The organism is Vibrio aerogenes (assembly GCF_024346755.1).
GTDB classification, from domain to species: Bacteria; Pseudomonadota; Gammaproteobacteria; order Enterobacterales; family Vibrionaceae; genus Vibrio; species Vibrio aerogenes.
In genome coordinates, this window is the sequence record NZ_AP024861.1 from 1,470,143 (window position 1) to 1,496,641 (window position 26,499).

Genomic DNA, 26,499 nt, shown 5'->3' on the forward strand with positions numbered 1-26,499 from the left:
GGGGTGAATCATGTCAGATTCACAGTTAAATCAGCATCAGATACGGGTGTTGTCAGCAAACAGATATGACCATCATCCGGATCAGAAATTTGCTGCAACTCTGATGAGGATTCTGCTCTCTTCCGGCTCCAGGCTGAGATGTATTGAGCGTTTTATGGACATGATGTCCCACAACTTTCCTGAGCTGCAGATGTGTTTGTTTTCTGCACACAGTGAATCCCGGTTATCTCTGCTTTGTGCCAGACCTGAACTGACAGAACTAGCGTCTGAGCGGTTTTTCCCGGTGTTAAGCACCGAATCCTGTTGCATCATCAGCCATCTGAATGATTTTGATACCTGGAACAACAGCTATGCTGAATTGTTTCCCGCGGCCGCACAATGCCTGCTTTTTTCAGCCAGTATCAATACGCGTCATTACACGCTGATGGTCATGAGCTCTGCCGAAGATATTGAACTGGAGCCATGGTTTCAGAAATTTTGTTATACATGTGATCTCATCCGTATCATTTCAGAGTACATGACTTTTGTTGAATCTCATTTTGAACAGGTTGAATACATTCAGCAAAGAGAAAAATTTGCTTCTCTAGGGCAGCTTGCTGCCGGTGTTGCTCATGAAATCAACAATCCTCTGGCTTTTATTATGAGTAATTTCAATACATTGAATACGTATTTCAGCCAGTTAAAATCAATGATTGGACAATCGGGCATGGTGCTGGATGAGGCGGCGGAATTTTTACTTGAAGACAGTGACGCGATTTTGTCAGAAACCTACGAAGGACTGACCCGGATTCAAAGTATTGTTACCAGTCTGAATGTTTATGAGCATGAATCATCAGGGGCACCACGTCAAATTGATTTAAGGGATGTGATTAGTACGGCACTGAGTATGATTAGTGGTGAAATCAGACTGAAAGCTGAAGTGAATTATCAGATACCGGATGAACCTTTTTATGTCAGTGGGTACCCGGCCCGTCTTCAGCAGGTCATCATTCATTTGATTGTCAATGCACTTCAGTCTGTTCAGCATGATCATGGCAAAATCGGTTTGGTCTTGAGTGTCGATAACGCTGAAAAAAATCCGGCAAAAAAAATTGTCTCGCTGACGATTGAAGACAATGGTAGAGGGATTCCGCAAGAGAATTTAAAACGTATTTTTGACCCGTTTTTTACCACGAAAAGAGTGGGGGATGGGGTTGGTTTAGGGTTGTCTGTTGCGAAAGAAATAATCGAAGAACACCATGGCCATATCTCTGTTGAGTCTGAAGAGATGCGGGGAACAAAAGTGCTGATCCAGCTTCCGGGTCAGGTTTGTTTTACGGATAAATATGATGCGTTTTAAAGAAATTCTGCTGGTTGATGATGAACAAAAAGTATTGAAGGCACTAAAACGTGAGCTGAGAGGCCGGGTTGGTGTGATTCATTGTGCATCTTCCGCAGATGAAGCGTTACAGATTCTGGCTGAAAATCCGGTCGAGCTGGTGATTTCAGATTACAAAATGCCGGGAAGAGACGGAGCCGAACTGGTGATTGATATTCGCAGACAATATCCCTATGTCATGACAATTATCTTATCCGGGCAGGCTGATTTATCCGGGATTTCAAGAGCTTTGAATGAAGGCCAGCTGTATCGTTTTATTAAAAAACCCTGGAAAATCCAGCAATTGCTTGAAGCAATTAAAGACAGCTTCAGAGAAGCGGAAACAAGGCATGGCCTGGATTGTATGACCGGTTTGAAAAACTTACTCAGGCTGAACCAGTATGTTGATCAGCTTCGTCAGCAGATGGAACAGTTACCGATTGTTGTTATCGTCCATATCTCCGGTGTGAAAGCCGTGAATGAAAACTATGGTTTTCAGACCGGCAACCGGCTTTTGTGTGATATCGCCCGTCATTTATATCAGGATGATGATGCACAGGATTTGTATCGTCAGGGTAATAATTATCTCTTTTTACTGCCTGTGGACAAGCATCTCTATGACAGAGTTCAACAGTTAAATCAGCATATCCGGTCCCGTCACACCTTTGACCGTGAGATTGAATTCTGTTCATCGGTGCATTTGATGGAGCTGCCGGTTCAGGAGGAAATGACTGCAGGTTATTTATCAGAGCGTATCCATTCTCATTCATTTCCGTTTGAAGGGGATTCGTCACTCAACATTATTTGTGAGGATCCCCTTACTTCGGATATTTATCAGTTATTTGCTATTCAGAAAGGGCTTCAGAATGATGAGTTTCTGGCATTTTATCAGCCGCAGTGGAATATCCGGCAGCAGCGACTGGAAGGTATGGAAGCTCTGGCCCGCTGGCAGAATACCAAAGGCAACGTTTTTTCACCGGTTAATTTTTTCTCAGTTCTGGATAAATATAATATAATTGAATTACTTACTGAAAAAATTTTGCAATGTGTTGTGGTATTTATCGAAGAAAACAATGCGTTGCTGGAAAATCTGCACATCAGTATTAATGTTCCCGGACGCATGCTGATTGACGGTGAATTTTTTGAATTACTTGAAAAGTGTACGAAGTTAGATAAACAGCTTATTTCAAAGTTATCGGTAGAAATTACTGAACAAGACTGTATCGATAATTTCGCCAGAGCGAAAAGTGAGCTAAAACGGCTGAAGTCACTGGGAATCTCTTGTGCGCTGGATGATTTCGGTACGGGGTATGCCGGATATGAATACCTTTACGAAATGCCATTTGATGTGCTGAAAATTGATGGCCGGTTTGTTCAGTCGATTGGTGAACATCAGGCTACGAATGTTGTTTTACAGTCTATGATTGATAGTGCCCGGACACTAAATATGAAGGTGATTGCTGAGTGGGTGGAAACTCAGGAGCAGGTCGACTTGCTCAGAAAGCTGGGATGTTCTGTGATCCAGGGGCATTTGGTTGGTGAAGCATTATCACCTGAAGCGTTAGTTGAATATTTATCGAAGTAGCGATTAAACAGGAGAGGCGCCATGGAAAAAACAGCCGGAACAGTGTCTCAGACAACCGATAAGCTGACCATATTATTATTAGATGATGAAAGTGACATCCTGAAAGCACTGAACCGTGTGTTACGGATGAGTTATCAGGTTGCTGCATTTACTGAAGGGAAAGAAGCGCTTGAGTATATGGCCACGCATGAAGTGTCGATTATCATTTCGGATATGCGAATGCCGGAAATGGATGGCGCCGAATTTCTTGAAAAAGCAAAAGCACTTCAGCCAGAAACCATCCGGATACTATTAACTGGCTACAGTGACATTCAGTCGACAATTAAAGCGATTAATTCCGGTGGTATTCACACATACATCAGCAAGCCCTGGGATAATGAAAACCTGAAACTGACGGTTGAGAAAGCTGCAGAGTTTTTTCATCTGAAGCATGAAAAAGAACGCCTGTCGAAGGAGCTGGAAGAGCGGAATTTACAACTGGAGCAGATGAATGAAGCGTTGGAAGATTCCAATGCCAAACTGACAGATTTTAACCTGAAACTGGAACAGAAAGTTGAAGAAAGAACCCAGGCATTAAAAGGGTCGAATCTGCGCCTTGAAGCTTTACTGAAAAGCCGCAACAAAACCTTCCGGGATATTCTCAGTATGGTCACTGCAATTATTGAGCACCGGACAGGCTTTCCGGCAGATCATGCCGAACGGATTGCCAATCAGGCGAAAGCCGTTGCGCAGCGCATGCACCTGTCTGAGTCGGATGTCGGACATGTTTATTTATGTGGGCTGATGCATCAAATTGGGCTGATTGGTGCAAAAGATTCGGAAATTGAAATGACCAGAGTCGATCCTGAGAGTCAGATTCCGATTTCTCCGAGTGCGAACCCGGTCGTTGGCGCGAAAGTTGTTGCAAATATCAAACGGTTTGAGCCACTTGTTGATATTATTTACCATCAGGATGAACATTATGACGGGAGTGGCCGGCCAGACCATTTAAGAGAAGAAGAAATACCAGTCGGTGCCCGTATTATCAAAGTGGTGAAGGATTACGACTTTTATGTGGCCTCTCCCTATAACCCCCGACGGATGACAACAAAAAGTGCGCAGGGTTATCTGAAGGAGCAGGGGGGACATATGTATGATCCCGAAGTGGTGAATATTTATCTGGCCATGATTCAGCAACCGGGACAGCTGGAAGATGGTTTAGAGTTATGCATTGGCCTGAGTGAAGTCCGTCCGGGCATGATTATCAAGAAAGACTTGTATCTGCCGAACGGGAATTTGATGCTGACGGCGGGTAATTCTATCAGTTCTGCCTTGTTATCACGGCTGAAATCCATTGAAAGACAAACCAACATGCCAATTGCTGTCTATATCGGTTAATTCCGGCGCAAACGGTCATATGATACCAAACCCATCCGGATGATCAGGTATTTCATCCGATTGGTATGTTTCATTTCCCTTATTCGTCTCAGTTTTTGTATACAACTGTATCATTTTTAATATGATTTATATCTTATTCTTATTAAAAATGAGAGTGACTATTATTTGCATTTATATATAATGAGCCGCATTGTCAGTTTTTGATGAAAAACACAATAAAGCAATCTGCCTGAACAGCCTGAATACCGCATCTTCAGGTTGCCTGGGTAAACACATCTTTTTGAGGGTGATAACACATCTGAAAAGCAACTGACAGTCATTTATCTCAGGCGACCCGAATCATGCTGCTTCAGGTTGTTTGGGAATAACCATTTGGTGCAGATAAAAATAAATTGGGAAAACGATGAAAGTAAAGCAATTACTGATGACTGTTCTGATGACAGTGATAATGAGTGCGATGCCGCTCGTGAGTCAGGCGAAAGTCACAACGATAGAAGATGTTGCGGGCAGACAGGTTGAGGTTGATCTTCCTGCAAAACGTGTCGTGCTGGGGTTTTATGCTGAGGATTATCTGGCGATTGGCGGAGAAAAATCGTTTCAGCATGTTGTCGGTATTTCCCGGGATACCTGGAAAGCATGGCGGCCGGCGAGCTGGGCGCTATATACCAAACATAATCCGGCACTGACAAAAATTCCTGATGTCGGTGAGGTTGAAGCACAAACATTTTCAATTGAAAAAGTTCTGAGTCTGCGCCCCGACGTACTGTTACTGGCGGACTGGCAGTACAAAGGATTGGGTGCAGATGTGAAGAGAATTGAGGATGCTGGTGTTCCTGTGGTTGTGGTCGACTACAATGCGCAGACATTAAACAAACATCTTAAGAGCACCAGGATTATTGGCAAGATTACCGGACAGCAGAGCCGGGCTGAGAAAATTGCCGGAGAATATAAGCAAGCCATCGATCTGATTCATGAACGCCTGAAAGCACGGCATCTGAAAAAGCCTGAAGCATATGTTGAATTCGGTAATAAAGGACCGGGTGAATATAGCTTTACTTATGGTAAAAATATGTGGGGTGCGATGCTCACCATCGCGGGTGGCAACAATATAGCAGCACCTTATGTTGAATGGTGGGGACCGATGAATCCTGAGCAGGTTTTATCGTCTGCACCAGAAGTGATTTTTCTGGCCGGAACGGAATCGGGCAAGGCGGAAGGTGCGATGCTGATGGGGCAGGGGATCTCCCGCAAAACGGCAGTGAACCGGCTGAAAGGTTTTACATCACGCCCTGGCTGGTCTGGCTTGCCTGCGGTGAAACAGAAGCGTGTTTATGGGATTTATCAGGGTGCATCCCGTTCAATTCTCGATGCCAGTATGATTCAATATCTGGCGAAAGCACTTTATCCTTCAGTGTTCAGCGATCTAAATCCTGAGCAGTTCTATCTCGATTTTTATCGTCATTATTTGCCGGTAGTTCCTGAAGGAACATTTGCAGTCCGGATAACTGAGTAAGTTCAGATAAATGAATGGCAGATATATATCTGCCATCTTTATGAATGAAGGTTTTTACTGATGTCTTCTGATTTAATTGCTGGTGCAATACTGGCACAGAGAAAGGCTGAGAAGCGACGCTGGATCGTTCTTTGTCTTTTTCTGATTCTGATTCTGGCTTCATTTGTTCTTGATGTCATGACCGGTCCTTCAATGCTGAATGTCAGCCGGGTTGGTCATGCTTTGCTCAACTGGGTTGGTTTTCCGGTTCCGGTTGACGACATGACCCGGGTGATCGTGACTGACCTGCGCTTACCCATTGCATTAATGGCTGTGATTGTCGGTGGTTCACTGGGGATTGGCGGCGCTGAAATGCAGACGTTGCTGAACAACCCGATGGCCAGTCCGTATACATTAGGGATGGCTGCCGCAGCCGGGTTCGGCGCCGCTTTAATGTTGTATCTTGGGGTTGCGGAAGTTTCTGTCCATTTTGCAGTGCCAATCGGTGCTTTTGTCTGTTGTATGTTCTCAGCGTGCTTTTTGTTTGCGATGGCAATGATGAGGCACATTACTTCCGGGCAACTGGTGCTGGCAGGGATTGCCTTGCTGTTTTTGTTTCAGTCCTTGTTGTCTTTGGTTCAGTTTATTGCATCTCCTGAGCTGAGTCAGCAAATCCTGTTTTGGTTATTTGGCAGTTTGTCGAAAGCGACATGGGATAATCTGTTTTTGACCGGGGGCGTGACTCTGTTTTGTTTCGTGGTTTTAATCAGGGATGCATGGAAGCTGACAGCGCTTCGCTTGGGTGAAGAGCGGGCTAAAAGTGTCGGTATTGATATTAAGAGATTACGTCTGAAAACCTTATTTATCGTTGCGCTGATGACTGCAACCGTGACCAGTTTCGTTGGTATTATCGGATTTGTGGGCATTGTGGCACCAAATATCGCCCGGATTCTGGTCGGTGAAGATCAGCGATTCTTTTTACCGCTGTCGTTTTTAACCGGTGCATTTTTACTGTCAACTGCGTCTGTATTATCCAAAGTGATTGTGCCGGGAGCATTATTTCCGATAGGGATTGTCACGGCTATTATTGGTGTGCCTTTTTTCTTCTGGCTGATTATCCGGGGAAGACGATCAATATGTTAACAGTGAAGCATTTGAATATTCAGCTTGATCAGCTGACGCTGGCTGATGATATGAATTTTGCCGTGCAGCAAGGGCAGGTGAATGTCATTATCGGTCCGAATGGTACCGGCAAGAGTACCTTACTGAAAGCACTGTTTGGCGATATGGTGCTGCAGTCAGGTGAATTTCAGTTCAGGGATACATCAGCACGGTCTGTTTCTGTTGCAACATGGCGTCAGCTGTTCGGATATATGCCGCAGGATATCCGGCTGGATATCGGACTGAAAGTGATTGAAGTGGTGTTACTGGGACGTCTGGATGCCCTGAGTTTACGTATTGATGATCTGATGTTGCAGGAAGCCATGCAAATATTAGATCAGTTAGGTTTGACACATCTTGCCGACCGGGACGTACGGACTTTAAGTGGCGGGCAGTGCCAAATGATATTATTTGCACAGGCTTTGATGCGCTGTCCGGATATCCTGATGCTGGATGAACCTGTCAGTGCACTGGACCTTCATTATCAGCATGTATTGCTGGAACATTTGGCACAACAAACCCTGAAGCACAACTATGTCACATTGATGGTTTTACATGATTTGAATCTGGCTGCGCAGTATGCTGATCACCTGATTGTCCTGAGCCAGGGGAAAATTGTAGTGCAGGGGGCGCCTGCTGATGTGATTTCTGCTGCCTTGATTGATGATGTTTATGGCGTAAAAGCCGAAGTATCCTATGATAGTCAGAATATTCCATTTGTGAGAACCTTACGGACTCCGGCGGAGCTTTCGCAGCGATAATCATCCGGTTGAGATTTTCTGTCATCCGAATGAAATCGTTCAATCATATGAAACCAGATTCAATCATTAACCAGATCTTAACCAAAATACAATTATGCTCTTTTCCGGAGATACTCCCGGACATACTCACCTGAATAGCTGTTCCTGAACCGCGGTTTTCAGCGATATGCTGATTTCTGTATCCTGAGTGTGGTTTGGGGATATCTCTTCAGTGGTATAAGATTGTCGTATAACTAACTGATAATCTTGAGTCAGGTTGTTTGGATTGATTAGGGTTCCGCATGCTTAAAGTTTTACTGGTCGAAGATGATTTAGATTTGGCAACTGCAATTATTGATTATATGGAGTTAGAGGAGATTGAATCTGACTATGCTGCAGATGGTCAGATAGGTTATAACCTGATTACTCACAATCCGTATGATGTTGTCATTCTTGATCTGAATTTACCGAAAATTGAGGGGTTGGTTGTTTGTGAGCGGATTCGTTCGCAGGGCATTGAAACACCGGTACTCATGCTGACTGCCCGTGATACGCTCGACGATAAGCTGAGAGGCTTTTCAAAAGGTGCTGATGATTATCTGGTCAAACCGTTTGATATGGAAGAATTGCTGGCCAGGATCCGGGTTTTATCTAAACGTAAAAGTGGCCAAATTACCCGGCTCAAAGTTCACGATCTGGAATTTAACCTGTCTGGTAGCGAAGTTCACCGCAATGGTGAATTGTTAAAACTTTCTCCTATTGCAAAAAAAATTCTGGAAGTTCTCATGCGGGAATCTCCCGGAGCCGTCTCGCGGGAAAAAATTATTCAGGCCGTGTGGGGCAGTGATCAACCTGACAGTAACAGTCTGAAAGTTCATATGTTTAATCTGCGTAAACAAGTGGATAAAGCCGGTTTGCCACCGTTAATTCACACGGTCTCAGGGGTAGGTTTTGTGATTCGTCAGCCGGAGAGGTGATCAATGAAAATCCGCCGTAGCCTGAAAATATATTTTCTTCTGGGAGTGAGTTCGATTGGGATGTTAATTGTACTTGGGTTATCGACACTGAGTGCTGTGTATCTGACCAAAGGGGCTGACATTGCCATGAGGTACAACATGCTTGAGGTTGTCAAAAATGTTGAACTCGTCGGGGATAAACCGAAGACCATGCTGGGATTTACGATTACCCGCCATTGGAAAGATGTTCCTGAAATTGTCCGGAAATATGTCCCTGAGCTGAAGTCTCATCTTGATTATGGCCGTCATTTTGAGAAAGTCAGCTTTTTTGATGTGCCTGATTTCGCTGTATTTGCGCTGAGATATGACCGAAGTCCGGATGATGTGATTTATATTTGCAGGATCGCAAAGGAAATTGAACCGCTTGATTACAACAGAAACATGCCTATTCCGATGCCCTATCTTAAGTTATTTGCCTTTGCGGTTGTGGCCATCATGACTTTTGTCGTCATGACACTATTACTCTTCCGGCATATTGCTGTTCCGGTAGAGAAGCTGATTACCTGGGCAAGAAATCTTCATTCAGACGACCTGCATCAGCCGATGCCTGATTTTCAATATAACGAGTTAAATAATCTGGCCAACATTATCCGGACGAGCTTACAGTCTGTTCAGTCTTCTCTGGAACGTGAGAAAGCATTTCTCTCCCATGCAAGCCACGAGCTGAGAACCCCGATTTCTGTTGTTCGCAGCAATAGTGAACTGATGAGAAAGCTGATTGAACGCGGAGATAAAACCCAGGAAAAACAACAGGAAGTTTTGTGCAGAATTTTACGTGCCAGCCACACCATGACGGAGCTGTGTGAAACTTTACTCTGGCTGAACCGGGGGGAACTGGGAAATCTGGTTAAAGAAGATGTTGAACTCGGCCCAATGTTGAAGCAATTGATTCATGAGCTGAATGATTTGGTTCGTGATAAAGAAATTGAAATCAGCGTAGAAACGGATACCGAAGTATTAATGCTTCCTGCGACCTTAGTCAGGATTGTATTGGGTAATTTGATCCGCAATGCCTTTCAGCATACATATCACGGTAAAGTTGAAATTATTCAAAGTGGCTATCGCGTGAAAATTAAGAACTTTAACTACACTGATGGCAATGAAACCAACCTTGGCTTTGGGTTAGGATTAAAACTGACCCGGCAGGTGATTGAACATTATCAATGGCCATATCTGACCAATAAACTTGAAACGGGCAGAGAAGTTTTAATCGAATTCAGAACATGTAGTGATAAAAAAGCCCATGCCTGATGGCATGGGCAAATAAAAGATGTGAAAGCAGGGGTTAAGCAGATGCTGTTGCTGCTTGTTTTGATTTTTCTCTCACATCAAGAGCAATGGTTACACCGAACGCGACTGTGAAAGAAATTGCCATACCGATAATGTAGTAAACCAGTTTTGTCGGGTCGATAGAGATAATACCAGGCAAGCCAGCTGCACCTAATGCCAGTGCTTTTACATGGAATAGTGTAATAAATGCACTTGAGGCTGCAGCACCAATGATGGCAGCAATAAACGGATAGCGCAGTTTCAGGTTGACACCAAACATGGCTGGCTCGGTAATACCAAGAAGTGCTGTAATACCTGATGGCATTGCAATCCCTTTGAGTTTGACATCATGCGTTCTGACCGCAACAGCCAGAGATGCAGCGCCCTGCGCAATATTTGACATTGCTGCGATAGGGAAGATGAATGTTCCTCCGGTGGTCGCAATGTCTGCCAGCAGTTGTGTTTCGATGGCAATAAAGCTGTGGTGCATGCCCGTAATAACAAAAGGAGCGTAGATCAAACCAAAGATTGCACCACCAACGAAGCCAGCAGATTCATAAAGCCAGTTCAGACCATCGCCGAGAATGAAGCCAAGATCGCGGGTGAAAGGGCCCACCAGTGTGAATGTCAGGAAACCCGTGATGAAAATCGCCAGCATTGGTGTCAGCAGGTTATCCAGGACAGAAGGGATGATTCTGCGCAGACCATTTTCGACTTTCGCCAGAATAAACGCACAGACCAGTACCGGCAGTACAGATCCCTGATAGCCGACTTTTTGAATTTCAAACCCAAAGATATTCCATACCGGAATGTTTCCTGAGACTGAGGCGCCACCGAACCCCCAGCCGTTCAGCAGGTCCGGGTGAACCATCAACATCCCAAGTGCAGCACCGAGGAAGGGGTTACCACCAAATTTTTTCGTTGCAGAAAATGCCAGAAGGACAGGTAAGAAAACAAAAGGTGCATTGGCAAAAGTGTTAATCATACTGGCCAGATCAGCCATTCCCGGATAAGCATCAATCAGAGATTGTCCGTCAATGAATAACCCTTTTGCTGTCAGTACATTAAATAGCCCCATCAACAGACCGCCGGCAACAATTGCAGGGATGATTGGGACAAAAATGTCAGACAAGCCTTTCACGGCACGCTGGAAAATATTCTGTTTCTGGGCGCCGGCAGAGGCAACATCTCTGGTTGACATTTCGGCCATACCCGTTTGCTCTGCCATTGCCGCGTAAACATTGTTCACAATGCCTGAACCAAAAATAATCTGATACTGGCCTGCAACTTTAAACTGGCCTTTAACGCCTTCAAGCTGGCCAATTGCATCTTCATCGATGATGGTTTCGTCTTTCAGTGCTAATCTTAAACGAGTGGCACAATGAGCTAATGCTTCTATGTTATTTTTACCACCCAAGAGCTCTAGCAGCTGTTTAGCAATGACTGGATAGTCCATAATTAACTCCGGTTTGTTACTGGATTTTGTAAGAATTCATTGTATTTTGGGAACGTTTGCAAAAGAGATTTTTGTCATTATTTTACCAATGGTCAAAACGAAGAAACTTATAATGTGAATTAGATCTCCAATCGATCGAAGAATTGTTACGAAAACAAGGGTAGAATCACGTTATTTCCTGCAGTAATTATCGGGACAGGCAGCATTATTATGGCCTGTTCCGACGTAAAAAGGTATGTTCAATCTATGGCGAGTTTACATGATGTAGCCCGGCTGGCAGGGGTTTCTAAGTCGACTGTCTCACGTGTGATTAACGATGAGTATGGCGTCAAAGAATCCACTAAAATTAAAGTGCTTGAAGCTGTTCAAGAGTGTGGCTATGTATTGAATCAGGTCGCTAAAGATCTTAAATCTCAAAAGACCAATCTTATCGGTGTCGTGGTCCCGAGGGTCTCATCACATGCAACATCTCAGGGCGTCGATGGCCTGACGGCTGTATTTGAAGAAGCAGGGAAGCAGGTTCTTTTAGCGAATTCCCATCAGAACCATGCGAAAGAACTGGAATTTATCCGGATTTTTAATCAGAAACGTGTTGAAGGGATCATCTTCTACGCAACACATCTGGATTCTGCCCTGGTCCAGACGATTCAGAATTCTTCTGTTCCGGTTGTTCTCGTCGGACAGGATGGCTCTAAATTTGATATTCCAAGTATTGTGCATGATGATTTGCGTGTTGGTTTTGAGGCCGGAAAACGTTTGATCGGGAAAGGCTGTCGGCATATCGGATTTATTGGTGTTCAAAGTGATGATCTTGCGGTTGATAAACTTCGTTCCCGCGGACTGGCACAGGCACTGGAAGAGCATGATCTGAAAACGCTGTTTCATGCTCATGGCCGTTTTTCAATTGATTCGGGCTATCAGCTTGCCAGAACATGGCTGCAAAATTACCCGGAAACAGATGGCATTTTTTGTGCGACCGACCGGATTGCGGTGGGAGCCATTAAGGCGATGCGTGAAATGGGCATTCGTGCCGGTCATGACATTAAAGTCCTGGGTGTTGGAAATGATGAACTGGCGTTGATTAGTCATCCGTCACTCTCAACATTTAACTATGCTTTCGATAAAGCCGGAGAGAATGCTGCAAGAATGTTGTTAGAAAGAATCAGTGGGAAAGGGCAGGAAATGTGTAAAGTTGTATTAACCTTTCAGCAGGTCAACCGGGAGACCTGCTGATGAACCGCTTGAAATAAATTTTGATGCATATCACATAATGATAAATTCGTTCTGGTTTATATAAACCTACTATTTGTGGTGATTTGCCTTCTTTGTCTTCATTTGCAGGGCGTCCTCCCCTGAATATTCTGCTGACGCCAGTATCACTTCCATGGTTTCAGGCTTGCCATTTTTGGCAGAATTTTATATTTTGAAATCGTTCCCAAAGAATAGGATTATCCAGAATGCATATCGAAGATCTCGTAAAACTGGCAGGAGGTATAAATAATGTATACCGTGTCTTGTTACCCGAAGGCCACCTTTCTCTTGCCGTCAGAGACCCTGACCTTGTTGATGAATTACCGGCTGGTACTGTTTTAAGACAAGTCATTGATGAATGGCATCTGCTGGATTTATCAGATGATTCTGTCGCTGAGGAATCTTTATTCCGGATCGGACGGGAAATTGAAGCCAGCCAGCGGGAAAATATCAGACAGTTTTCTCATCCAACTTCATGTCAATACCGGCCCGCCTGGCATATTGCCGGACCTCAGGGTTTGATCAACGACCCAAACGGATTTATTTATCATCAGGGCGAATACCATCTTTATTATCAGTGGTCGCCTGTTGGGTGTTCACATACTGATAAATACTGGGTACATACGACCAGTAAAGATTTACTGAACTGGGAATGGGATGATGTTGCCCTGACGCCATCTGACTGGTTCGACAGTCATGGTGCTTATTCTGGGCATGCGGTGAGTCTTGATCATGAACTGATGGTTTTTTATACCGGTAATACCCGTCTCGGAGAGGAACGTCACCGCCAGACCATGCAATGTGCTGCGGTGTCCGAAGATGGAAAAAATCTGCGTAAACTGGGGCCACTTATCCGGGATTTGCCGCCAGGTGTGACTGAGCATATCCGGGATCCGAAGATCATTCATCGTGATGGTCGCTGGTTGATGTTTTTAGGTGCACAGACAACGGAGATGAAAGGGCGGCTGGCCGTTTATCATTCTGAAGATTTACATCACTGGGAATTTGATCGCCTGTATGGCGATGAACTGGGTGACTATGGCTACATGTGGGAATGTCCGGATATTTTTGAAATCGATGGACAGTATTATCTGGTTTTTTCACCCCAGGGTGTAGACTCTGGCAGCCCGTTAAATACCGTGCCGCATCAAAACAGAATCGCCCACCTCACTTTTGGTGAAAATGATGAAGTGATCCTGTCACATCTTCAGCCGCTCGATTATGGTTTTGATTTTTATGCGCCGCAAAGTCTGCAGACTGAAGACGGGCGACGTGTGATGTGTGGCTGGATGGGGTTACCTGATGAATGGACACACCCTTCGTGCCGCTCTGGTCATTGGGTGCACCAGCTCACTGCATTGCGTGAGCTGAGTGTAAAAAATGGGAAATTAATTCAAAAGCCGCAAAAAGAATTGGAAAAGCTGTATTCAGAGGTCAGGGAATATCTGTTGGAAGATAGTCGTGTTGATCTGAAGACCAAGACTTTTGAACTGAGGACTCAGCTGGCATGGGGCAGCCGTCTGCGGTTATTTGAAGATACATCTTTTTTTGCTGAGTTATATTTAGATGCAGAAAAGCGTTGTCTGCTTTTTGACCGCTCCCATACGCAGCTGGAAGAAGGAGACACAGCCAGAGAGATTCAGCTGGATTCCGGTGTCGTTGATCTGCAGATTCTTGCGGACAACTCATCTCTGGAAGTGTTTATCAATGGCGGAGAAGCCGTGATGACTGCCCGTATCTTTACACCGGAAGGGGCTACCCAGGTTTCAGTAAAAGGAAAAGCGACGTTGCAGGTCTGTGAACTCAAAGTACCAGAGATGCCTTATTTGCGTTAAATCAGGTTACCGATATATTCAGATGATCCGTTTATTTTCCAGAATGGTTTGACTCAACCATCATTGAATCATCTGATTTACAAAAGGGTGAAATCAACATGGATTTCACCCTGCATTCATCTTCGTTGAACTGCACCCCGGCTGGCGCTTAATCATGTATTTCAGGTGAGTTGTTAACCAGTTGCGTTAATGCTTCTCTGGTGGGTAATGCGGTCATTGCTCCTTTTTGAGTCGTTGCCAGCCCTCCGCAACAGTTTCCCCATGTCACCGCGTCCAGAATTGCTGCCTCGTTCTGCCATGCATCAGATTCAGCCAGACGGCAGAGTAATCCGCCGACGAATGCATCACCGGCGCCGGTTGTATCGACCACCTGAACTGAACGACTCGGCACTTTGACTGTGTGGGTTTGAGTCACAACCCGCGTACCTTCAGCACCAAGCGTGATGACAATCAGAGGAATTGCATATTGTTGTAAAAATTGTAATGCGTCATCCATGGTGTTTTTGCCGGTAAGTTGTGTTAACTCTTCTTCAGAAAATTTTACCACATCGGCCTGGCGAACAACTTCCATAACGGTTGGGATCATTTCTTCCGGTTCCGCCCAGACTTCTTCACGTAAATTGGGGTCGAAGCTGAAAAATCCGCCTTGCTGTTTAATCTGTCGGATCGCTTCTTTTGTTGCACTTCTGCTGGGTTCATTTGCTAAGGCAATTGAGCAGACATGCAGCCATTCTCCAGCCTGGAATTCAGGAATATCCCGGACAGATAAAAACTGGTCTGCACTGGGTTTCACCATAAAAGTAAAACTTCTTTCGCCCTGATCATCCAGATCAACAACAACCGTTGAAGTTCGGTGTTCCGGATCGGATATTAAATGTTGTATGTTAACTTTTTCATGGGCTAAAGTTTGTTGCATAAATTTACCCATTGGGTCTTGTCCGACTCTGCCAAAAAATGCACAGTTTCCGCCTAATCGGGAAATACCGACGGCAACATTTGCGGGTGCACCACCCGGACATTTCAAATAATGTGCTGTTCCATCAGGAATTAGATCAACGACTGCGTCTCCGGTTAACCAAATCTTATTCACGGTTCTTCTCCTTTTTGATGTATCTCTATATTTTACCTGACTTGTTTCAGGTTATCACTGTGGATTTAATATATATTTATACAAATTTAATTAAATTTGATTGATATCCGAATTCTTTGAATTTTCTTGTTTCATCACAAACTATAAAAGTTGATTTTCACAGAAATAACATGGGCTTGATGTCATCATTGGTGTCTTGGAAGCATTCGTATTATTGGGCTTCCGGAATGATATGAAGCACATAGATGATTCAATTTTTCAGATGGCATATGTTTGCGGAAATGGTCTGATAAAATTAGTGAATGATATGTGATGATGTTTTTTTAAAAGTAAAATTATTCATTTTTATTAGATTGAATATAAAGTAACAATATATTTAATTTAGTGGGTTATATATTTTTTTGTATTTCATTGGATTGGTTTATTTCTGTTTTTATTTGATAAAGATATATTGTTTTATTTTTTTAATTTTTTGTGATGAATATCATTCAAAATATTTGAATATGAACGACAGCTTTAATGAATGTTATATTTTTCTCTTTTTTCTACAATAAAATATAAAATAGTTATTGATAAAAAAGGGTGCAGCATGGGAAAGCTGATTGAAGGTGTATGGCATGATGTCTGGTACGATACAAAAAGTAATGGTGGTAAATTTATCCGTGAAAATGCTGTATTTCGCCAATGGATATCAGAAGAGGATGGCGCTTTATTTACTCCGGAACCAGACCGGTATCATCTGTACATTTCACTGGCTTGTCCATGGGCACACCGGACACTGATTTTCCGTCATCTGAAGCAACTTCAACCCTATGTGGATGTCACCATCGTCTGCCCGGATATGTTATCCGAAGGATGGACTTTTGGTATTCCGGAGCCACTTTTTGGCTACACTCATCTGCATCAGTTGTATACCCGGGCTCAGTCTGATTATACCGGCAGAGTCACTGTACCCATCTTGTGGGATAAGAAAAGAAATACCATAGTCAGCAATGAGTCCTCAGATATTATCCGAATGTTTAACAGTGCGTTTGATTCGTTAACAGGTCATCAAGATGATTATTATCCACAGGAGCTGCGGCAAGAAATTGATCGATGGAATGATTATATCTACCCCCGAATTAATAATGGTGTCTACCGGTGTGGTTTTGCGACAAGCCAGGAAGCTTATGAAGAAGCATGTCACTCATTGTTTCAGGCTTTGGATAAGGTAGACAGTCATTTGGCGATCCATCGTTATCTGGCAGGCAACCGAATCACAGAAGCTGACTGGCGGTTATTTACGACATTAATCCGGTTCGATGCGGTTTATGTCGGTCACTTTAAGTGTAATAAGAAGAGAATTGCAGATTATCCGAATCTGAACGGTTATCTGAAAGAGCTCTATCAGATACCGGGAATCAAAGAGACAGTCGATTTTTATCATATTAAGCGTCATTATTATTTCAGCCATACCGGGATTAACCCGACTCAGATTGTTCCGTCCGGGCCAGATGTGGATCTTGAATCATCACACGGACGAGATCATCTTTAGATAGTCGCTCAACGCTCAATAAGTAACCCCCTGAAACCGGATTGTTTCAGGGGGTTTTGTGTTACATCATACTCAGATTAAGACAGGCGATATTATGCCTGACCAGCCTGAATTGCAGTCAGTGCGACGGTATAAACGATGTCATCAACCAGTGCACCACGTGACAAGTCGTTGACAGGTTTACGCATGCCCTGCAGCATTGGACCAATTGAGACCAAATCCGCAGAACGTTGTACTGCTTTGTATGTGGTATTACCGGTATTCAGATCCGGGAATACAAAGACTGTCGCTTTACCTGCAACCGGAGAGTTTGGTGCTTTAGACGCAGCCACGTTCTCCATAATCGCAGCATCATATTGAAGCGGACCATCAATGACCAAATCAGGACGTTTCTCCTGAGCAATACGGGTTGCTTCGCGAACTTTCTCAACATCTGCACCTTGTCCGGACGTACCTGTTGAGTAAGAAATCATCGCAACACGAGGATCAATACCAAATGCCTTGGCTGAATCTGCTGACTGGATTGCAATCTCAGCCAGTTGCTCTGCGTTTGGATCCGGGTTGATTGCACAGTCTCCATATACCAGTACCTGATCAGGTAATAGCATAAAGAAGATAGAAGAAACCAGTGAAGCACTTGGCGCAGTTTTAATTAACTGAAGCGGTGGACGAATCGTGTTGGCCGTCGTGTGAACGGCACCGGAAACCAGACCATCAACCTCACTTTTCTCGAGCATCATGGTGCCAAGCACAACAGTATCCTGCAGCTGTTCACGGGCAACAACTTCAGTCATACCTTTGTTCTTACGAAGCTCAACCAGACGAGCGACGTATTGCTCACGCACTTCTTCCGGGTTGATAATGGTAATGCCGGTTCCCAAAACAACACCTTGCTGATCGGCAACGCGTTTAATGTCTTCAGGGTTACCTAAAAGCACACATTCAGCAATACCACGTTCGGCACAGATCGAAGCTGCTTTCACCGTACGGGGCTCATCACCTTCAGGTAACACGATACGTTTGTTTGCGCGACGGGCATATTCAGTCAGCTGATAACGGAACGCTGGCGGGCTCAGACGTCGGACACCTGTTGTGGTTTCTGTCAGTGTATCAACCCACGGACCATCGATATGACTTGCGATGTGTTCGTTAACAAATTCAATACGCTCTTTATCATCCGCAGGCACTTCCAGACTAAAGCTTTGCAGGTTCAGAGAAGTCTGCCATGTATTACCCTGAGCTTTGAAGATTGGGAGTCCAGACTCAAATGCTGGTTTACACAATCCGACAATTTCTTTCGGAATGTCGTATCCGCCAGTGAGTAAAACAGCACCAATTTCCACACCATTCATTGCTGCCAGCGCTGCAGCAACAATCACATCCGGCCGGTCTGCTGAAGTTACAAGCAGTGATCCCGGACGGAAGTGTTCAATCATATTTGGCAGTGAACGTGCACAGAAAGTAATGCTCTTAATTCTGCGTGTATTGATGTCACCTGTGTTGACGACTTCAGCATTCAGGTGTTTTGCCATATCAATGGCACGGGTTGCGATCAGATCGACGCGCCATGGAATACAGCCCAGCACACGAATTGGGCTTGAATTGAAGATCTGCATGACTTCAAGGTTTGTCTGAAGTGCACTGTCAGCATCATCAAAGATTTCTGACAGGTCAGGGCGTGTACGGCCAGCTTCATCAACCGGTGCATTCAGCTTATTGATGATAACACCTGAAATGTGTTGGTTTTTTGTGCCGCCGAAATTAGAACAAGCCACTTCAATTCGCTCTTTCAATTGAGATGGGTTGTCAGTACCTGGTGTGGCAACAAAAACGATTTCAGCGCCCAGCGTTTTCGCAACTTCAGCGTTGACCTGGTTCGCAAACGGATGTTTACGTGTGGGAACAAGACCTTCAATCAGGGTGACATCTGAACCTGTGTTGATCGAGTTGTAGCGCTCAACGATGGTTTCCAGCAGAGCATCCATCTGCTCACTACCCATCAAGGCTTCCACTTTTGACATGGCCAGTGATTCAGCCGTTTTAATGTCACTGTTTGAGCTAAGGATGGTGGTGGTTAGATCAGGTTGGTCACCGCCGTGTCTTGGCTGTGCAATTGGCTTGTAAAAAGAAACTTTTACGCCTTTGCGCTCCATTGCACGGATTACCCCTAAACTTACACTGGTTAAACCAACACCAGCACTGATAGGGATCAGCATAATAGTACGAGACATGAATTGAGTACCTTCAGCTATAGATTGCAATATTTACGAAAGTGATATTGCAGAAAGGAATAAAGCCTAATAAACAATACGCGATGTTATATCAGACCCCGGAAAAAAAACTGGCTAACGTCAGGTTAGCCAGTTTTCATAATATTTAAATGCCTGTTAGTCGTGCAGTATCCTCTGCGATAACTAACTCTTCATTGGTTGAAATGACCATGGCCGGAATCCGGCTTGATTCCGTAGTAATCACACCTTCACCACCGAAACGGGCTTTCAGGTTCGCTTCACTGTCAGCTTCAACACCAAGAATGCCCAGACGGTTCAGCACCATTTCACGGATTGGTGCAGAATTCTCACCAATACCGCCAGTGAATACAATCGCGTCCAGACGTCCATCAAGACTTGCCGTGTAGCCGGCAACATATTTAGCCAGACGATGACAGAAAACATCCATTGCACGATTTGCATCTTCTTTTTTACCGTAGTTGTCTTCAACATAACGGCAATCAGAAGTGACCTCTGTTAAACCTTGTAAGCCTGATTCTTTCGTCAGCATGGTGTTAATTTGTTCAACAGAATAACCTAAAGTATCGTGCAGATGGAAAATGATAGCGGGATCAATATCACCACAACGTGTACCCATGACCAGACCTTCCAAAGGTGTCAGACCCATTGATGTATCAACTGACTGGCCATTTTTGATCGCACAGACAGAAGCGCCATTACCTAAGTGGCAGTTGATGATATTCAGTTCATTTTCAGGTTTACCCAGACGTTCAGCTGTTTCACGTGTGATAAACAGGTGAGATGTGCCGTGCATACCGTAACGGCGAATGCCATGTTCCTTATACAATTTATAAGGCAGCGCATAAAGATACGCTTCTTCAGGCATTGTTTGATGGAATGCAGTGTCGAATACAGCAACATTCTTTAATTGAGGAAATGCTTTTTGGGCCGCTTTAATCCCGATAACATGTGCCGGGTTGTGAAGCGGTGCAAATGTCGCTGAATCTTCAATACCTTTCAGAACAGCTTCATCAATCAGTGCAGATTGAGTGAACTGTTCGCCACCATGAACAATACGGTGACCAATAGCAGCCAGATTTTCTGCGAGTTCAGGTTTAGAGGCTAAAATTGTTTCAACAATAAATGCCAGTGCTTCTTCGTGAGCGGCACCATCACCAAGCTGGGCTTCATGTTTTCCATCCAGCTTCCATTTAATACGGGCTTCAGGCAGATGAAGACATTCTGCAAGGCCTGTAAGAGATTCATTACCGTTTTCAGCATCTACGATTGCAAATTTAAGTGAAGAACTACCGCAGTTTAATACTAAAACTAGCTTCGACATGACTAACTACCTGTATAATCGGTTTACATACAACAATGACCAAGCATAACCCAGTTAAATACTGCGTATACTAACTTTGGTCAAAAAACATCAGGGTGTATACCTAATCGTGATTCACTTAAAGGTTATACACTTTAATTATGGCCAATATTTATTTCAAAGTTGCTTAAATGACGAATCAAGGCAACAATGTCAGTAAAAGGGCACGCCAAGGATAGCGGCAATGTGGCCCGATAACAAAAACTTTTGTATAAATATGAACGTCAGGTAATATTTTGCAGAATTATTTTATTTTTTCAACTAATATTATAATCACTATGCAGGTGAGTGAGATGAGCTTATGAGTAATCATGCAGGAATAGTGCATAGCCTCAGGGATGGACAAAAGTACATGGACATCTGGCCGGTGCGGAAAGAATTATCACCTTTGTTCCCGGAACAACGTATTATCAAAGCGACTCGTTTTGGCATCAAAGTCATGCCGCCTGTTGCTGCTATCAGTGTCCTGACTCAGATGGCTTTCGATAATGCAGAAGCAATGCCTCAGTCTATTGTCATCGCATTATTCGCGCTCAGTTTGCCACTACAGGGGATGTGGTGGTTAGGTCACAGGGCGAACACACTGCTTCCGCCTGCCTTAGCTGGCTGGTACCGTGAGCTTCACCAGAAAATTCTGGACTCGGGGTTCGCGCTTGAGCCAATCAAAGCGAATCCGCGTTATAAAGAACTGGCGTTTATCCTGAATCGTGCATTTCGCCAGTTAGACCGCTCTGTACTTGAGCGCTGGTTCTGAAGATTCCCCTTTTTCATTTCTTTGCTGGTTGCCGGCTTTTCAGGCTGGCAGCTACGTCTGGTTTCATACGGTTTTTTGTCCGCTTAACGATAACCAAAAATCCCGCTTCCCTTTGGTGTAACTTGCTGGTAATAATGTCAAACACTGTATGACAAAAATTGAAGCAGAATAAAAAATTATTCATATTCTATCATAAGAAGATGAGGTTCAGTTTTCCGGTAAGTTTGCTCTGTAACGAAGTACCGGCTTGGTTGACTGAACGAATATACAGAATAACTATGATGATAAAAATAAAGGTTCAGATTCTTTTGGCCGGATAACCCGTAAAGATGAATGGCCTGAATTACACAACATCCGCATCCATCGTTAAAATTCAAGGAGTTAAGATGAAAGCAGGAAAAATATTTGCGACTGCTGTACTGGCAGGCGCTTCTTTAATTTCCTCCACTGGCCTGATGGCCAAAACCGCTAAGGTTGCGGTTTCTCAGATTGTTGAACACCCGGCACTTAATGCCACCCGTCAGGGGCTGCTGGATGGTTTGAAAGCGAAAGGCTTTGAACCGGGTAAAAATTTAGAATTTGAATATAAAACAGCACAGGGAAATCCAGCGATTGCGGTACAGATTGCCCGTCAGTTTGTCGGAGAAAATCCGGATGTTCTGGTTGGTATTGCGACGCCAACGGCTCAGGCACTGGTCTCTGCGACACGCTCGATCCCGGTTGTTTTCACTGCTGTGACAGATCCTGTCGGTGCAAAACTGGTGAAGAAGCTTGAAAAACCGGGTAAGAATGTGACCGGACTTTCGGATTTATCTCCGGTCAAACAGCATGTTGCATTGATTAAAGAGTTAATGCCAAACGTCAAGTCTATTGGTGTGGTTTATAATCCGGGGGAAGCAAATGCTGTCAGTCTGATGAATTTGCTGAAAAAAACCGCGAAAGAACAAGGCCTGAAAGTTGTTGAAGCGACGGCACTCAAAAGTGCAGATGTTCAGTCGGCCACACAAACTATTGCGGCCCGCTCAGATATTATCTATGCCTTGATCGACAATACCGTCGCCAGTGCTATTGAGGGCATGATTGTGGCAGCGAATCAGGCTAAAACACCTGTTTTTGGCGCGGCAACCTCTTATGTTCAACGGGGGGCAATTGCCAGCCTTGGATTTGATTACTATCAGATAGGGATCCAGACGGCTGATTATGTTGCCGATATTCTCAATGGTAAAGCACCAGGATCTTTAGATGTAAAAGTTGCCAAAGGGTCTGATTTGGTTGTGAATAAAACCGCAGCCGCTAAGTTAGGCTTTACAATCCCTCAGTCTGTTCTCGACAGAGCAACAAGTATTAAGTAAAACTTTGTCAGGGTTGGGTTGACCAATCCTGAATTTAAGCAGAAAGGGAGTAATTATGTCTGCTTTTGCTTTTTTTGGTGCACTGGAAATCGGGCTGATTTATGGTCTGGTCGCTTTGGGTGTGTATTTAACTTTCCGTGTCCTTGATTTTCCTGATTTAAGTGTGGATGGCAGTTTTCCGATGGGCGCTGCTGTGGCTGCAACGGCAATCGTTGCCGGTATTAATCCGTGGGTTGCGACGCTTTTAGCAATGGTGGCCGGCGCAATGACTGGCTGGGTAACAGCGTTTCTGACTGTGCGTTGTGGTATTTTGAATCTTTTGGCTTCAATATTAACCATGATCGCTGCATTTTCTATTAATATTCGCATCATGGGCAGACCCAATATAGCCCTGATTGGTGAAGACACGATCCTGACCCCTTTTGAATCTTTAGGCGATTCAATGTATATCCGTCCTCTGGTTGTGGGTGTACTTGTGCTGCTTTCTGCTCTGTTTGTCATTCGCTTACTGAACAGTGACTTCGGACTTGGTTTACGTGCGACTGGTGTCAATGCCCGAATGGTTGCCGCTCAGGGAGGCAGTACCGCATTTTATACGTATTTTGGTCTGGCACTTTCGAATGGGTTTGTTGGTTTCGCAGGCGCATTGTTTGCGCAGACAAACAGTTTTGCCGATGTCACTTCCGGTGTCGGAACGATTGTTGTGGGACTGGCTGCGGTTATTTTGGGTCAAACCCTGATCCCGGGCCGGAAAATATGGGTCGCGGTTGTCGCGGTGATTCTTGGGTCAGTACTCTATCGTCTTGCAGTTGCATTTGCCCTGAGCTCCGGCATGTTCGGGCTGCAGGCTTCCGATTTGAACCTTGTTACTGCGGTTTTGGTTGCGATTGCGTTGATTATGCCGCGTATGAAAAAAAATATGAAAAAGAAACATTCGCAGCCGGCTAAAACTGCTGAGAGTGATAACAGTAAATCCGGAGGTAAAGCATGATTCAGCTGGACAATATTCAGGTGACTTTTAACCCCGGAACAATTCTGGAAAACCGTGCGTTGCGTGGTGTATCGTTGCGGGTGCCGGAACATCAGTTTCTGACTGTAATTGGCTCGAATGGCGCCGGAAAATCGACACTTTTAGGTGCGGTGACCGGTGAAACGCCCATGGTTGGCGGGCAAGTTGTGATTGACGATACGGATGTGACCCGCCGGACGGTGGATGAGCGCGCAAATTTTTGTGCCCGGGTGTTTCAGGATCCGCTTGCCGGGACTTGTGGTGCACTCACCATTGAAGAAAATATGGCGCTGGCGTATATGCGTGGCAGAAGACGTGGCTGGGCACATGCCCTGTCATCTAAACGGCGCCAATTGTTTCAGGAACGTATCAGTATTCTGGGACTGGGTCTGGAAGATCGTCTGGGAGACAGTATCGGCTTGTTATCCGGCGGACAGCGTCAGGCTGTCAGCTTGGTCATGGCAACATTATCAGACAGTAAGCTGTTATTACTGGATGAACATACCGCAGCGCTCGACCCCCGGATGGCAGCATTTATTATCGATCTGACCAAACGGATTGTGAAAGAGTTCAATCTGACAGTGATGATGGTGACTCACTCAATGAAGGATGCACTGGCGTGTGGTGACCGGACGGTGATGTTGCATCAGGGTAAGATCGTGCTTGATGTTTCAGGTGAACAAAGACAAAACATGGATGTGCCTGACTTACTGGATATGTTTACTAAAGTCCGCGGCGAAGCGTTGTCGGATGATAGTTTATTATTAAGTTAAACAGTAACACTGAGTGAGATCCCCGGTTCTGTCTGATGAGACAGCCGGGGATCTTTGTATTTGAACCATTTATCAACGGTGGGTTCTTCAGAACGGTGCGTCAATCAGTTTGTTCCTGAACCCGTGCGATGACATCAACAATTGGTCCGACTTCGGTCAGTGTTCTGATTTGTCTGAACAGGTCACTGGCTTCGGGATAGGCTTGTTTCAGAAAGCAAAACCATTGCTTAATCCGGTTCGGGAAGTATTTGCCTTTGTCGCCTCTGACTTCACAGTCAGAATATTTAATTAATAACCCCAGCACCTCTTTCCAGGGCATGGGTGGGTGATTGTACTTAATCATATTTCCCAGATTAGGCGTATTCAGTGCGCCCCGGCAGATCATCAGATCATTGACGCCGGTTGTCTGCCGGCAGCGTTGTGCATCGTGAAAACTCCAGATCTCACCATTGGCGATGATTGGTATATCCGACCGGTGACGAATTTTCTCAATGTATTCCCATTTGATTTCACTGGCCTTGTATCCGCCGGTTTTTGTCCTGGCGTGAATTGTCAGTTCATCTGCACCAGCCTGTTCAACAGCATCGACGATCGAGAAACAATCATCCGGGTTTTCCAGCCCCAGTCTGATTTTTGCCGAAACAGGAATGTCAGCCGGAACAGCCTCCCGGCAGGCTTTTACGATTCGGTAAATTTCTTCCGGGAAGGCAAGCAGTGCGGCACCACCTTTACTTTTGTTAACCAGTTTAGCCGGGCAGCCGAAATTCAGGTCAATGCCATGTGCGCCCATTTCAGCTGCACGGTGAGCATTTTCAGCCATCCATTGTGGGTGCTGGCCTAAAAGCTGCACATTCACCGGAACACCTGAACGTGTTTTTGAACCATGGTGAAGTTCAGGGCAAAGGCGGTAAAAAACGTGTTTCGGCAAGAGTTGCTCAACGACACGGACAAATTCTGTCACACACAGATCATAATCGTTGATTTCGGTCAGGAGATCCCGCATTAAATAATCCAGTACGCCCTCCATCGGGCCAAGTACAACTCGCATATCATTCATATTCTCAATTTCAGGACGCGAGATTGTAGTCCGGGTTGATTAAAATGTCACTCTAATGCTTCAGGGAAGTGTTATCCTGCATTGGTTCTGAGGTATAATAACCGGCTGAATGAATCTTGAATATTACGGCATGAGTTATCAATTATTAGACACGGCTGATTTGCCGTCTTCTGAATCCGCTTTTTTTATTGAAGGGGCAATGCTGGCAGCCAATATGACATGTCAGCCTTTGTCACCGGCCACATGGCAATCTCTCCTGTTCAATACACTGGATGATGAGGCTGAGAAGCAGGTTATGTCGCACTATCAGCATCAATATGATGTTCTGGCTCAGCCAGAGCATGGCTTTTATGCTTTATTGGAAAGACTTACCGCTGAAGACATGGCCGATTTTGCGGAAGGTTTTATGACCATCTGGCCTGTTGTGGAAGCTGGCTGGCTTGAGACGGATGTATCCGATGGCACGCAGCGAATGTTGCAGGGATTGCTGACAACATGGATGCTGGCAATTGATGAAACGCAGACACATCAGGAGATGCTGCAGGCCGGGTTGACTGAATTACCTTCATATAAAGAAATGGCGCCGAATTTACCATGGATGATTCAGGAAGTTTTTGCCTCAGCTGATGCGGCGTTAACGGGCCATCAGGGAAGCCGTCTGAATCCTTATAAAAGCGTCAGCAGAAATGATACCTGCCCGTGCGGGAGCGGGAAAAAATTTAAGCATTGTTGCCTGAACTGAGCGTTAGCAATGCAGTCTACAGGATATGTCATCTCAA

The 26,499-nt window shown here is 44.8% G+C and carries 21 protein-coding genes; 16 read left to right on the forward strand and 5 right to left on the reverse strand.

The window, feature by feature from the left end; all coding sequences use genetic code 11:
* Positions 1-10: 10 nt before the first annotated feature.
* The 8 genes from OCV29_RS06635 to OCV29_RS06670 all read left to right on the forward strand — a co-directional run bounded on the left by OCV29_RS06635 (position 11) and on the right by OCV29_RS06670 (position 9,979).
* A complete protein-coding gene (locus tag OCV29_RS06635) occupies positions 11-1,339 on the forward strand; it encodes a sensor histidine kinase (protein WP_073605581.1) in 1,329 nt (442 codons plus the stop codon).
* Entirely contained in the window at positions 1,326-2,942 is a 1,617-nt protein-coding gene (locus OCV29_RS06640; protein WP_073605580.1) for an EAL domain-containing protein, read from the forward strand. The genes OCV29_RS06635 and OCV29_RS06640 overlap by 14 nt, the downstream gene beginning before the upstream one ends.
* Before the next feature lie 21 nt (positions 2,943-2,963).
* Positions 2,964-4,319 carry an HD domain-containing phosphohydrolase gene (locus OCV29_RS06645; RefSeq protein WP_073605579.1) on the forward strand — a complete coding sequence of 452 codons (1,356 nt, stop codon included), beginning with the start codon at positions 2,964-2,966 and terminating at the stop codon, positions 4,317-4,319.
* A gap of 403 nt (positions 4,320-4,722) precedes the next feature.
* Positions 4,723-5,832 carry an ABC transporter substrate-binding protein gene (locus OCV29_RS06650; RefSeq protein ID WP_073605578.1) on the forward strand — a complete coding sequence of 370 codons (1,110 nt, stop codon included), beginning with the start codon at positions 4,723-4,725 and terminating at the stop codon, positions 5,830-5,832.
* Positions 5,833-5,892: 60 nt separating this feature from the next.
* Positions 5,893-6,954 (forward strand): FecCD family ABC transporter permease, encoded by a 1,062-nt coding sequence (locus OCV29_RS06655; RefSeq protein WP_073605577.1) that lies wholly within the window; start codon positions 5,893-5,895, stop codon positions 6,952-6,954.
* Positions 6,948-7,733, forward strand: a complete 786-nt coding sequence (locus tag OCV29_RS06660; RefSeq protein WP_073605576.1) for an ABC transporter ATP-binding protein — start codon at positions 6,948-6,950, stop codon at positions 7,731-7,733. Before OCV29_RS06655 ends, OCV29_RS06660 begins: the two co-directional genes overlap by 7 nt.
* Before the next feature lie 281 nt (positions 7,734-8,014).
* Positions 8,015-8,689, forward strand: a complete 675-nt coding sequence (locus OCV29_RS06665; RefSeq protein ID WP_073605575.1) for a response regulator transcription factor — start codon at positions 8,015-8,017, stop codon at positions 8,687-8,689.
* A 3-nt stretch (positions 8,690-8,692) separates the two neighbouring features.
* A complete protein-coding gene (locus OCV29_RS06670) occupies positions 8,693-9,979 on the forward strand; it encodes a sensor histidine kinase (protein WP_073605574.1) in 1,287 nt (428 codons plus the stop codon).
* Positions 9,980-10,013: 34 nt separating this feature from the next.
* On the opposite strand, the gene OCV29_RS06675 is transcribed toward OCV29_RS06670, so the two are convergent.
* On the reverse strand, positions 10,014-11,453 hold the full coding sequence (locus OCV29_RS06675) for a sucrose-specific PTS transporter subunit IIBC (RefSeq protein ID WP_073605573.1): 1,440 nt from the start codon (positions 11,451-11,453) through the stop codon (positions 10,014-10,016).
* Positions 11,454-11,699: 246 nt separating this feature from the next.
* Between OCV29_RS06675 and OCV29_RS06680 the strand changes: the two genes are divergently transcribed.
* Together OCV29_RS06680 and OCV29_RS06685 are read left to right on the forward strand one after the other, a co-directional pair.
* Entirely contained in the window at positions 11,700-12,686 is a 987-nt protein-coding gene (locus OCV29_RS06680) for a LacI family DNA-binding transcriptional regulator (protein WP_073605572.1), read from the forward strand.
* Between the two features lie 224 nt (positions 12,687-12,910).
* A complete protein-coding gene (locus OCV29_RS06685; protein WP_073605571.1) occupies positions 12,911-14,539 on the forward strand; it encodes a glycoside hydrolase family 32 protein in 1,629 nt (542 codons plus the stop codon).
* A 148-nt stretch (positions 14,540-14,687) separates the two neighbouring features.
* On the opposite strand, the gene OCV29_RS06690 is transcribed toward OCV29_RS06685, so the two are convergent.
* Complete coding sequence (locus tag OCV29_RS06690) at positions 14,688-15,629, reverse strand: aminoimidazole riboside kinase (protein WP_073605570.1); 942 nt, start codon at positions 15,627-15,629, stop codon at positions 14,688-14,690.
* 589 nt (positions 15,630-16,218) lie between these two features.
* Between OCV29_RS06690 and OCV29_RS06695 the strand changes: the two genes are divergently transcribed.
* Entirely contained in the window at positions 16,219-17,163 is a 945-nt protein-coding gene (locus tag OCV29_RS06695; protein WP_073605569.1) for a glutathione S-transferase family protein, read from the forward strand.
* A gap of 92 nt (positions 17,164-17,255) precedes the next feature.
* Here the strand turns inward: OCV29_RS06695 and pta are convergent, their stop codons facing one another.
* Entirely contained in the window at positions 17,256-19,394 is a 2,139-nt protein-coding gene (gene pta, locus OCV29_RS06700) for a phosphate acetyltransferase (RefSeq protein WP_073605568.1), read from the reverse strand.
* Between the two features lie 145 nt (positions 19,395-19,539).
* Complete coding sequence (locus tag OCV29_RS06705) at positions 19,540-20,736, reverse strand: acetate kinase (protein WP_073605567.1); 1,197 nt, start codon at positions 20,734-20,736, stop codon at positions 19,540-19,542.
* A 340-nt stretch (positions 20,737-21,076) separates the two neighbouring features.
* On the opposite strand from OCV29_RS06705, the gene yfbV reads away from it, so the two are divergent.
* The 4 genes from yfbV to OCV29_RS06725 all read left to right on the forward strand — a co-directional run bounded on the left by yfbV (position 21,077) and on the right by OCV29_RS06725 (position 24,663).
* A complete protein-coding gene (gene yfbV / locus OCV29_RS06710) occupies positions 21,077-21,529 on the forward strand; it encodes a terminus macrodomain insulation protein YfbV (protein WP_073605566.1) in 453 nt (150 codons plus the stop codon).
* Positions 21,530-21,915: 386 nt separating this feature from the next.
* Positions 21,916-22,881, forward strand: a complete 966-nt coding sequence (locus OCV29_RS06715; RefSeq protein WP_073605565.1) for an ABC transporter substrate-binding protein — start codon at positions 21,916-21,918, stop codon at positions 22,879-22,881.
* Between the two features lie 55 nt (positions 22,882-22,936).
* A complete protein-coding gene (locus OCV29_RS06720; RefSeq protein ID WP_073605564.1) occupies positions 22,937-23,872 on the forward strand; it encodes an ABC transporter permease in 936 nt (311 codons plus the stop codon).
* The gene (locus OCV29_RS06725; protein ID WP_073605563.1) at positions 23,869-24,663 is read left to right on the forward strand and encodes an ABC transporter ATP-binding protein; all 795 of its coding nucleotides are present in this window, start codon (positions 23,869-23,871) and stop codon (positions 24,661-24,663) included. Before OCV29_RS06720 ends, OCV29_RS06725 begins: the two co-directional genes overlap by 4 nt.
* Before the next feature lie 100 nt (positions 24,664-24,763).
* On the opposite strand, the gene dusC is transcribed toward OCV29_RS06725, so the two are convergent.
* Positions 24,764-25,711, reverse strand: a complete 948-nt coding sequence (gene dusC, locus OCV29_RS06730; protein ID WP_073605656.1) for a tRNA dihydrouridine(16) synthase DusC — start codon at positions 25,709-25,711, stop codon at positions 24,764-24,766.
* Positions 25,712-25,850: 139 nt separating this feature from the next.
* Between dusC and OCV29_RS06735 the strand changes: the two genes are divergently transcribed.
* Entirely contained in the window at positions 25,851-26,462 is a 612-nt protein-coding gene (locus OCV29_RS06735) for an SEC-C metal-binding domain-containing protein (RefSeq protein WP_073605655.1), read from the forward strand.
* Positions 26,463-26,499: the final 37 nt, after the last annotated feature.

Bases quoted from the DNA above. Each gene is read 5' to 3' on its own strand.
- OCV29_RS06695 (WP_073605569.1), top strand. From the start codon at position 16,219: ATGGGAAAGCTGATTGAAGGTGTATGGCATGATGTCTGGTACGATACA.
- OCV29_RS06635 (WP_073605581.1), top strand. From the start codon at position 11: ATGTCAGATTCACAGTTAAATCAGCATCAGATACGGGTGTTGTCAGCA.
- OCV29_RS06720 (WP_073605564.1), top strand. From the start codon at position 22,937: ATGTCTGCTTTTGCTTTTTTTGGTGCACTGGAAATCGGGCTGATTTAT.
- OCV29_RS06705 (WP_073605567.1), bottom strand. From the start codon at position 20,736: ATGTCGAAGCTAGTTTTAGTATTAAACTGCGGTAGTTCTTCACTTAAA.
- OCV29_RS06645 (WP_073605579.1), top strand. From the start codon at position 2,964: ATGGAAAAAACAGCCGGAACAGTGTCTCAGACAACCGATAAGCTGACC.
- OCV29_RS06675 (WP_073605573.1), bottom strand. From the start codon at position 11,453: ATGGACTATCCAGTCATTGCTAAACAGCTGCTAGAGCTCTTGGGTGGT.
- pta (WP_073605568.1), bottom strand. From the start codon at position 19,394: ATGTCTCGTACTATTATGCTGATCCCTATCAGTGCTGGTGTTGGTTTA.
- OCV29_RS06735 (WP_073605655.1), top strand. From the start codon at position 25,851: ATGAGTTATCAATTATTAGACACGGCTGATTTGCCGTCTTCTGAATCC.
- OCV29_RS06655 (WP_073605577.1), top strand. From the start codon at position 5,893: ATGTCTTCTGATTTAATTGCTGGTGCAATACTGGCACAGAGAAAGGCT.
- OCV29_RS06715 (WP_073605565.1), top strand. From the start codon at position 21,916: ATGAAAGCAGGAAAAATATTTGCGACTGCTGTACTGGCAGGCGCTTCT.
- OCV29_RS06640 (WP_073605580.1), top strand. From the start codon at position 1,326: ATGATGCGTTTTAAAGAAATTCTGCTGGTTGATGATGAACAAAAAGTA.
- OCV29_RS06685 (WP_073605571.1), top strand. From the start codon at position 12,911: ATGCATATCGAAGATCTCGTAAAACTGGCAGGAGGTATAAATAATGTA.
- OCV29_RS06680 (WP_073605572.1), top strand. From the start codon at position 11,700: ATGGCGAGTTTACATGATGTAGCCCGGCTGGCAGGGGTTTCTAAGTCG.
- dusC (WP_073605656.1), bottom strand. From the start codon at position 25,711: ATGCGAGTTGTACTTGGCCCGATGGAGGGCGTACTGGATTATTTAATG.
- yfbV (WP_073605566.1), top strand. From the start codon at position 21,077: ATGAGTAATCATGCAGGAATAGTGCATAGCCTCAGGGATGGACAAAAG.
- OCV29_RS06725 (WP_073605563.1), top strand. From the start codon at position 23,869: ATGATTCAGCTGGACAATATTCAGGTGACTTTTAACCCCGGAACAATT.
- OCV29_RS06650 (WP_073605578.1), top strand. From the start codon at position 4,723: ATGAAAGTAAAGCAATTACTGATGACTGTTCTGATGACAGTGATAATG.
- OCV29_RS06660 (WP_073605576.1), top strand. From the start codon at position 6,948: ATGTTAACAGTGAAGCATTTGAATATTCAGCTTGATCAGCTGACGCTG.
- OCV29_RS06665 (WP_073605575.1), top strand. From the start codon at position 8,015: ATGCTTAAAGTTTTACTGGTCGAAGATGATTTAGATTTGGCAACTGCA.
- OCV29_RS06670 (WP_073605574.1), top strand. From the start codon at position 8,693: ATGAAAATCCGCCGTAGCCTGAAAATATATTTTCTTCTGGGAGTGAGT.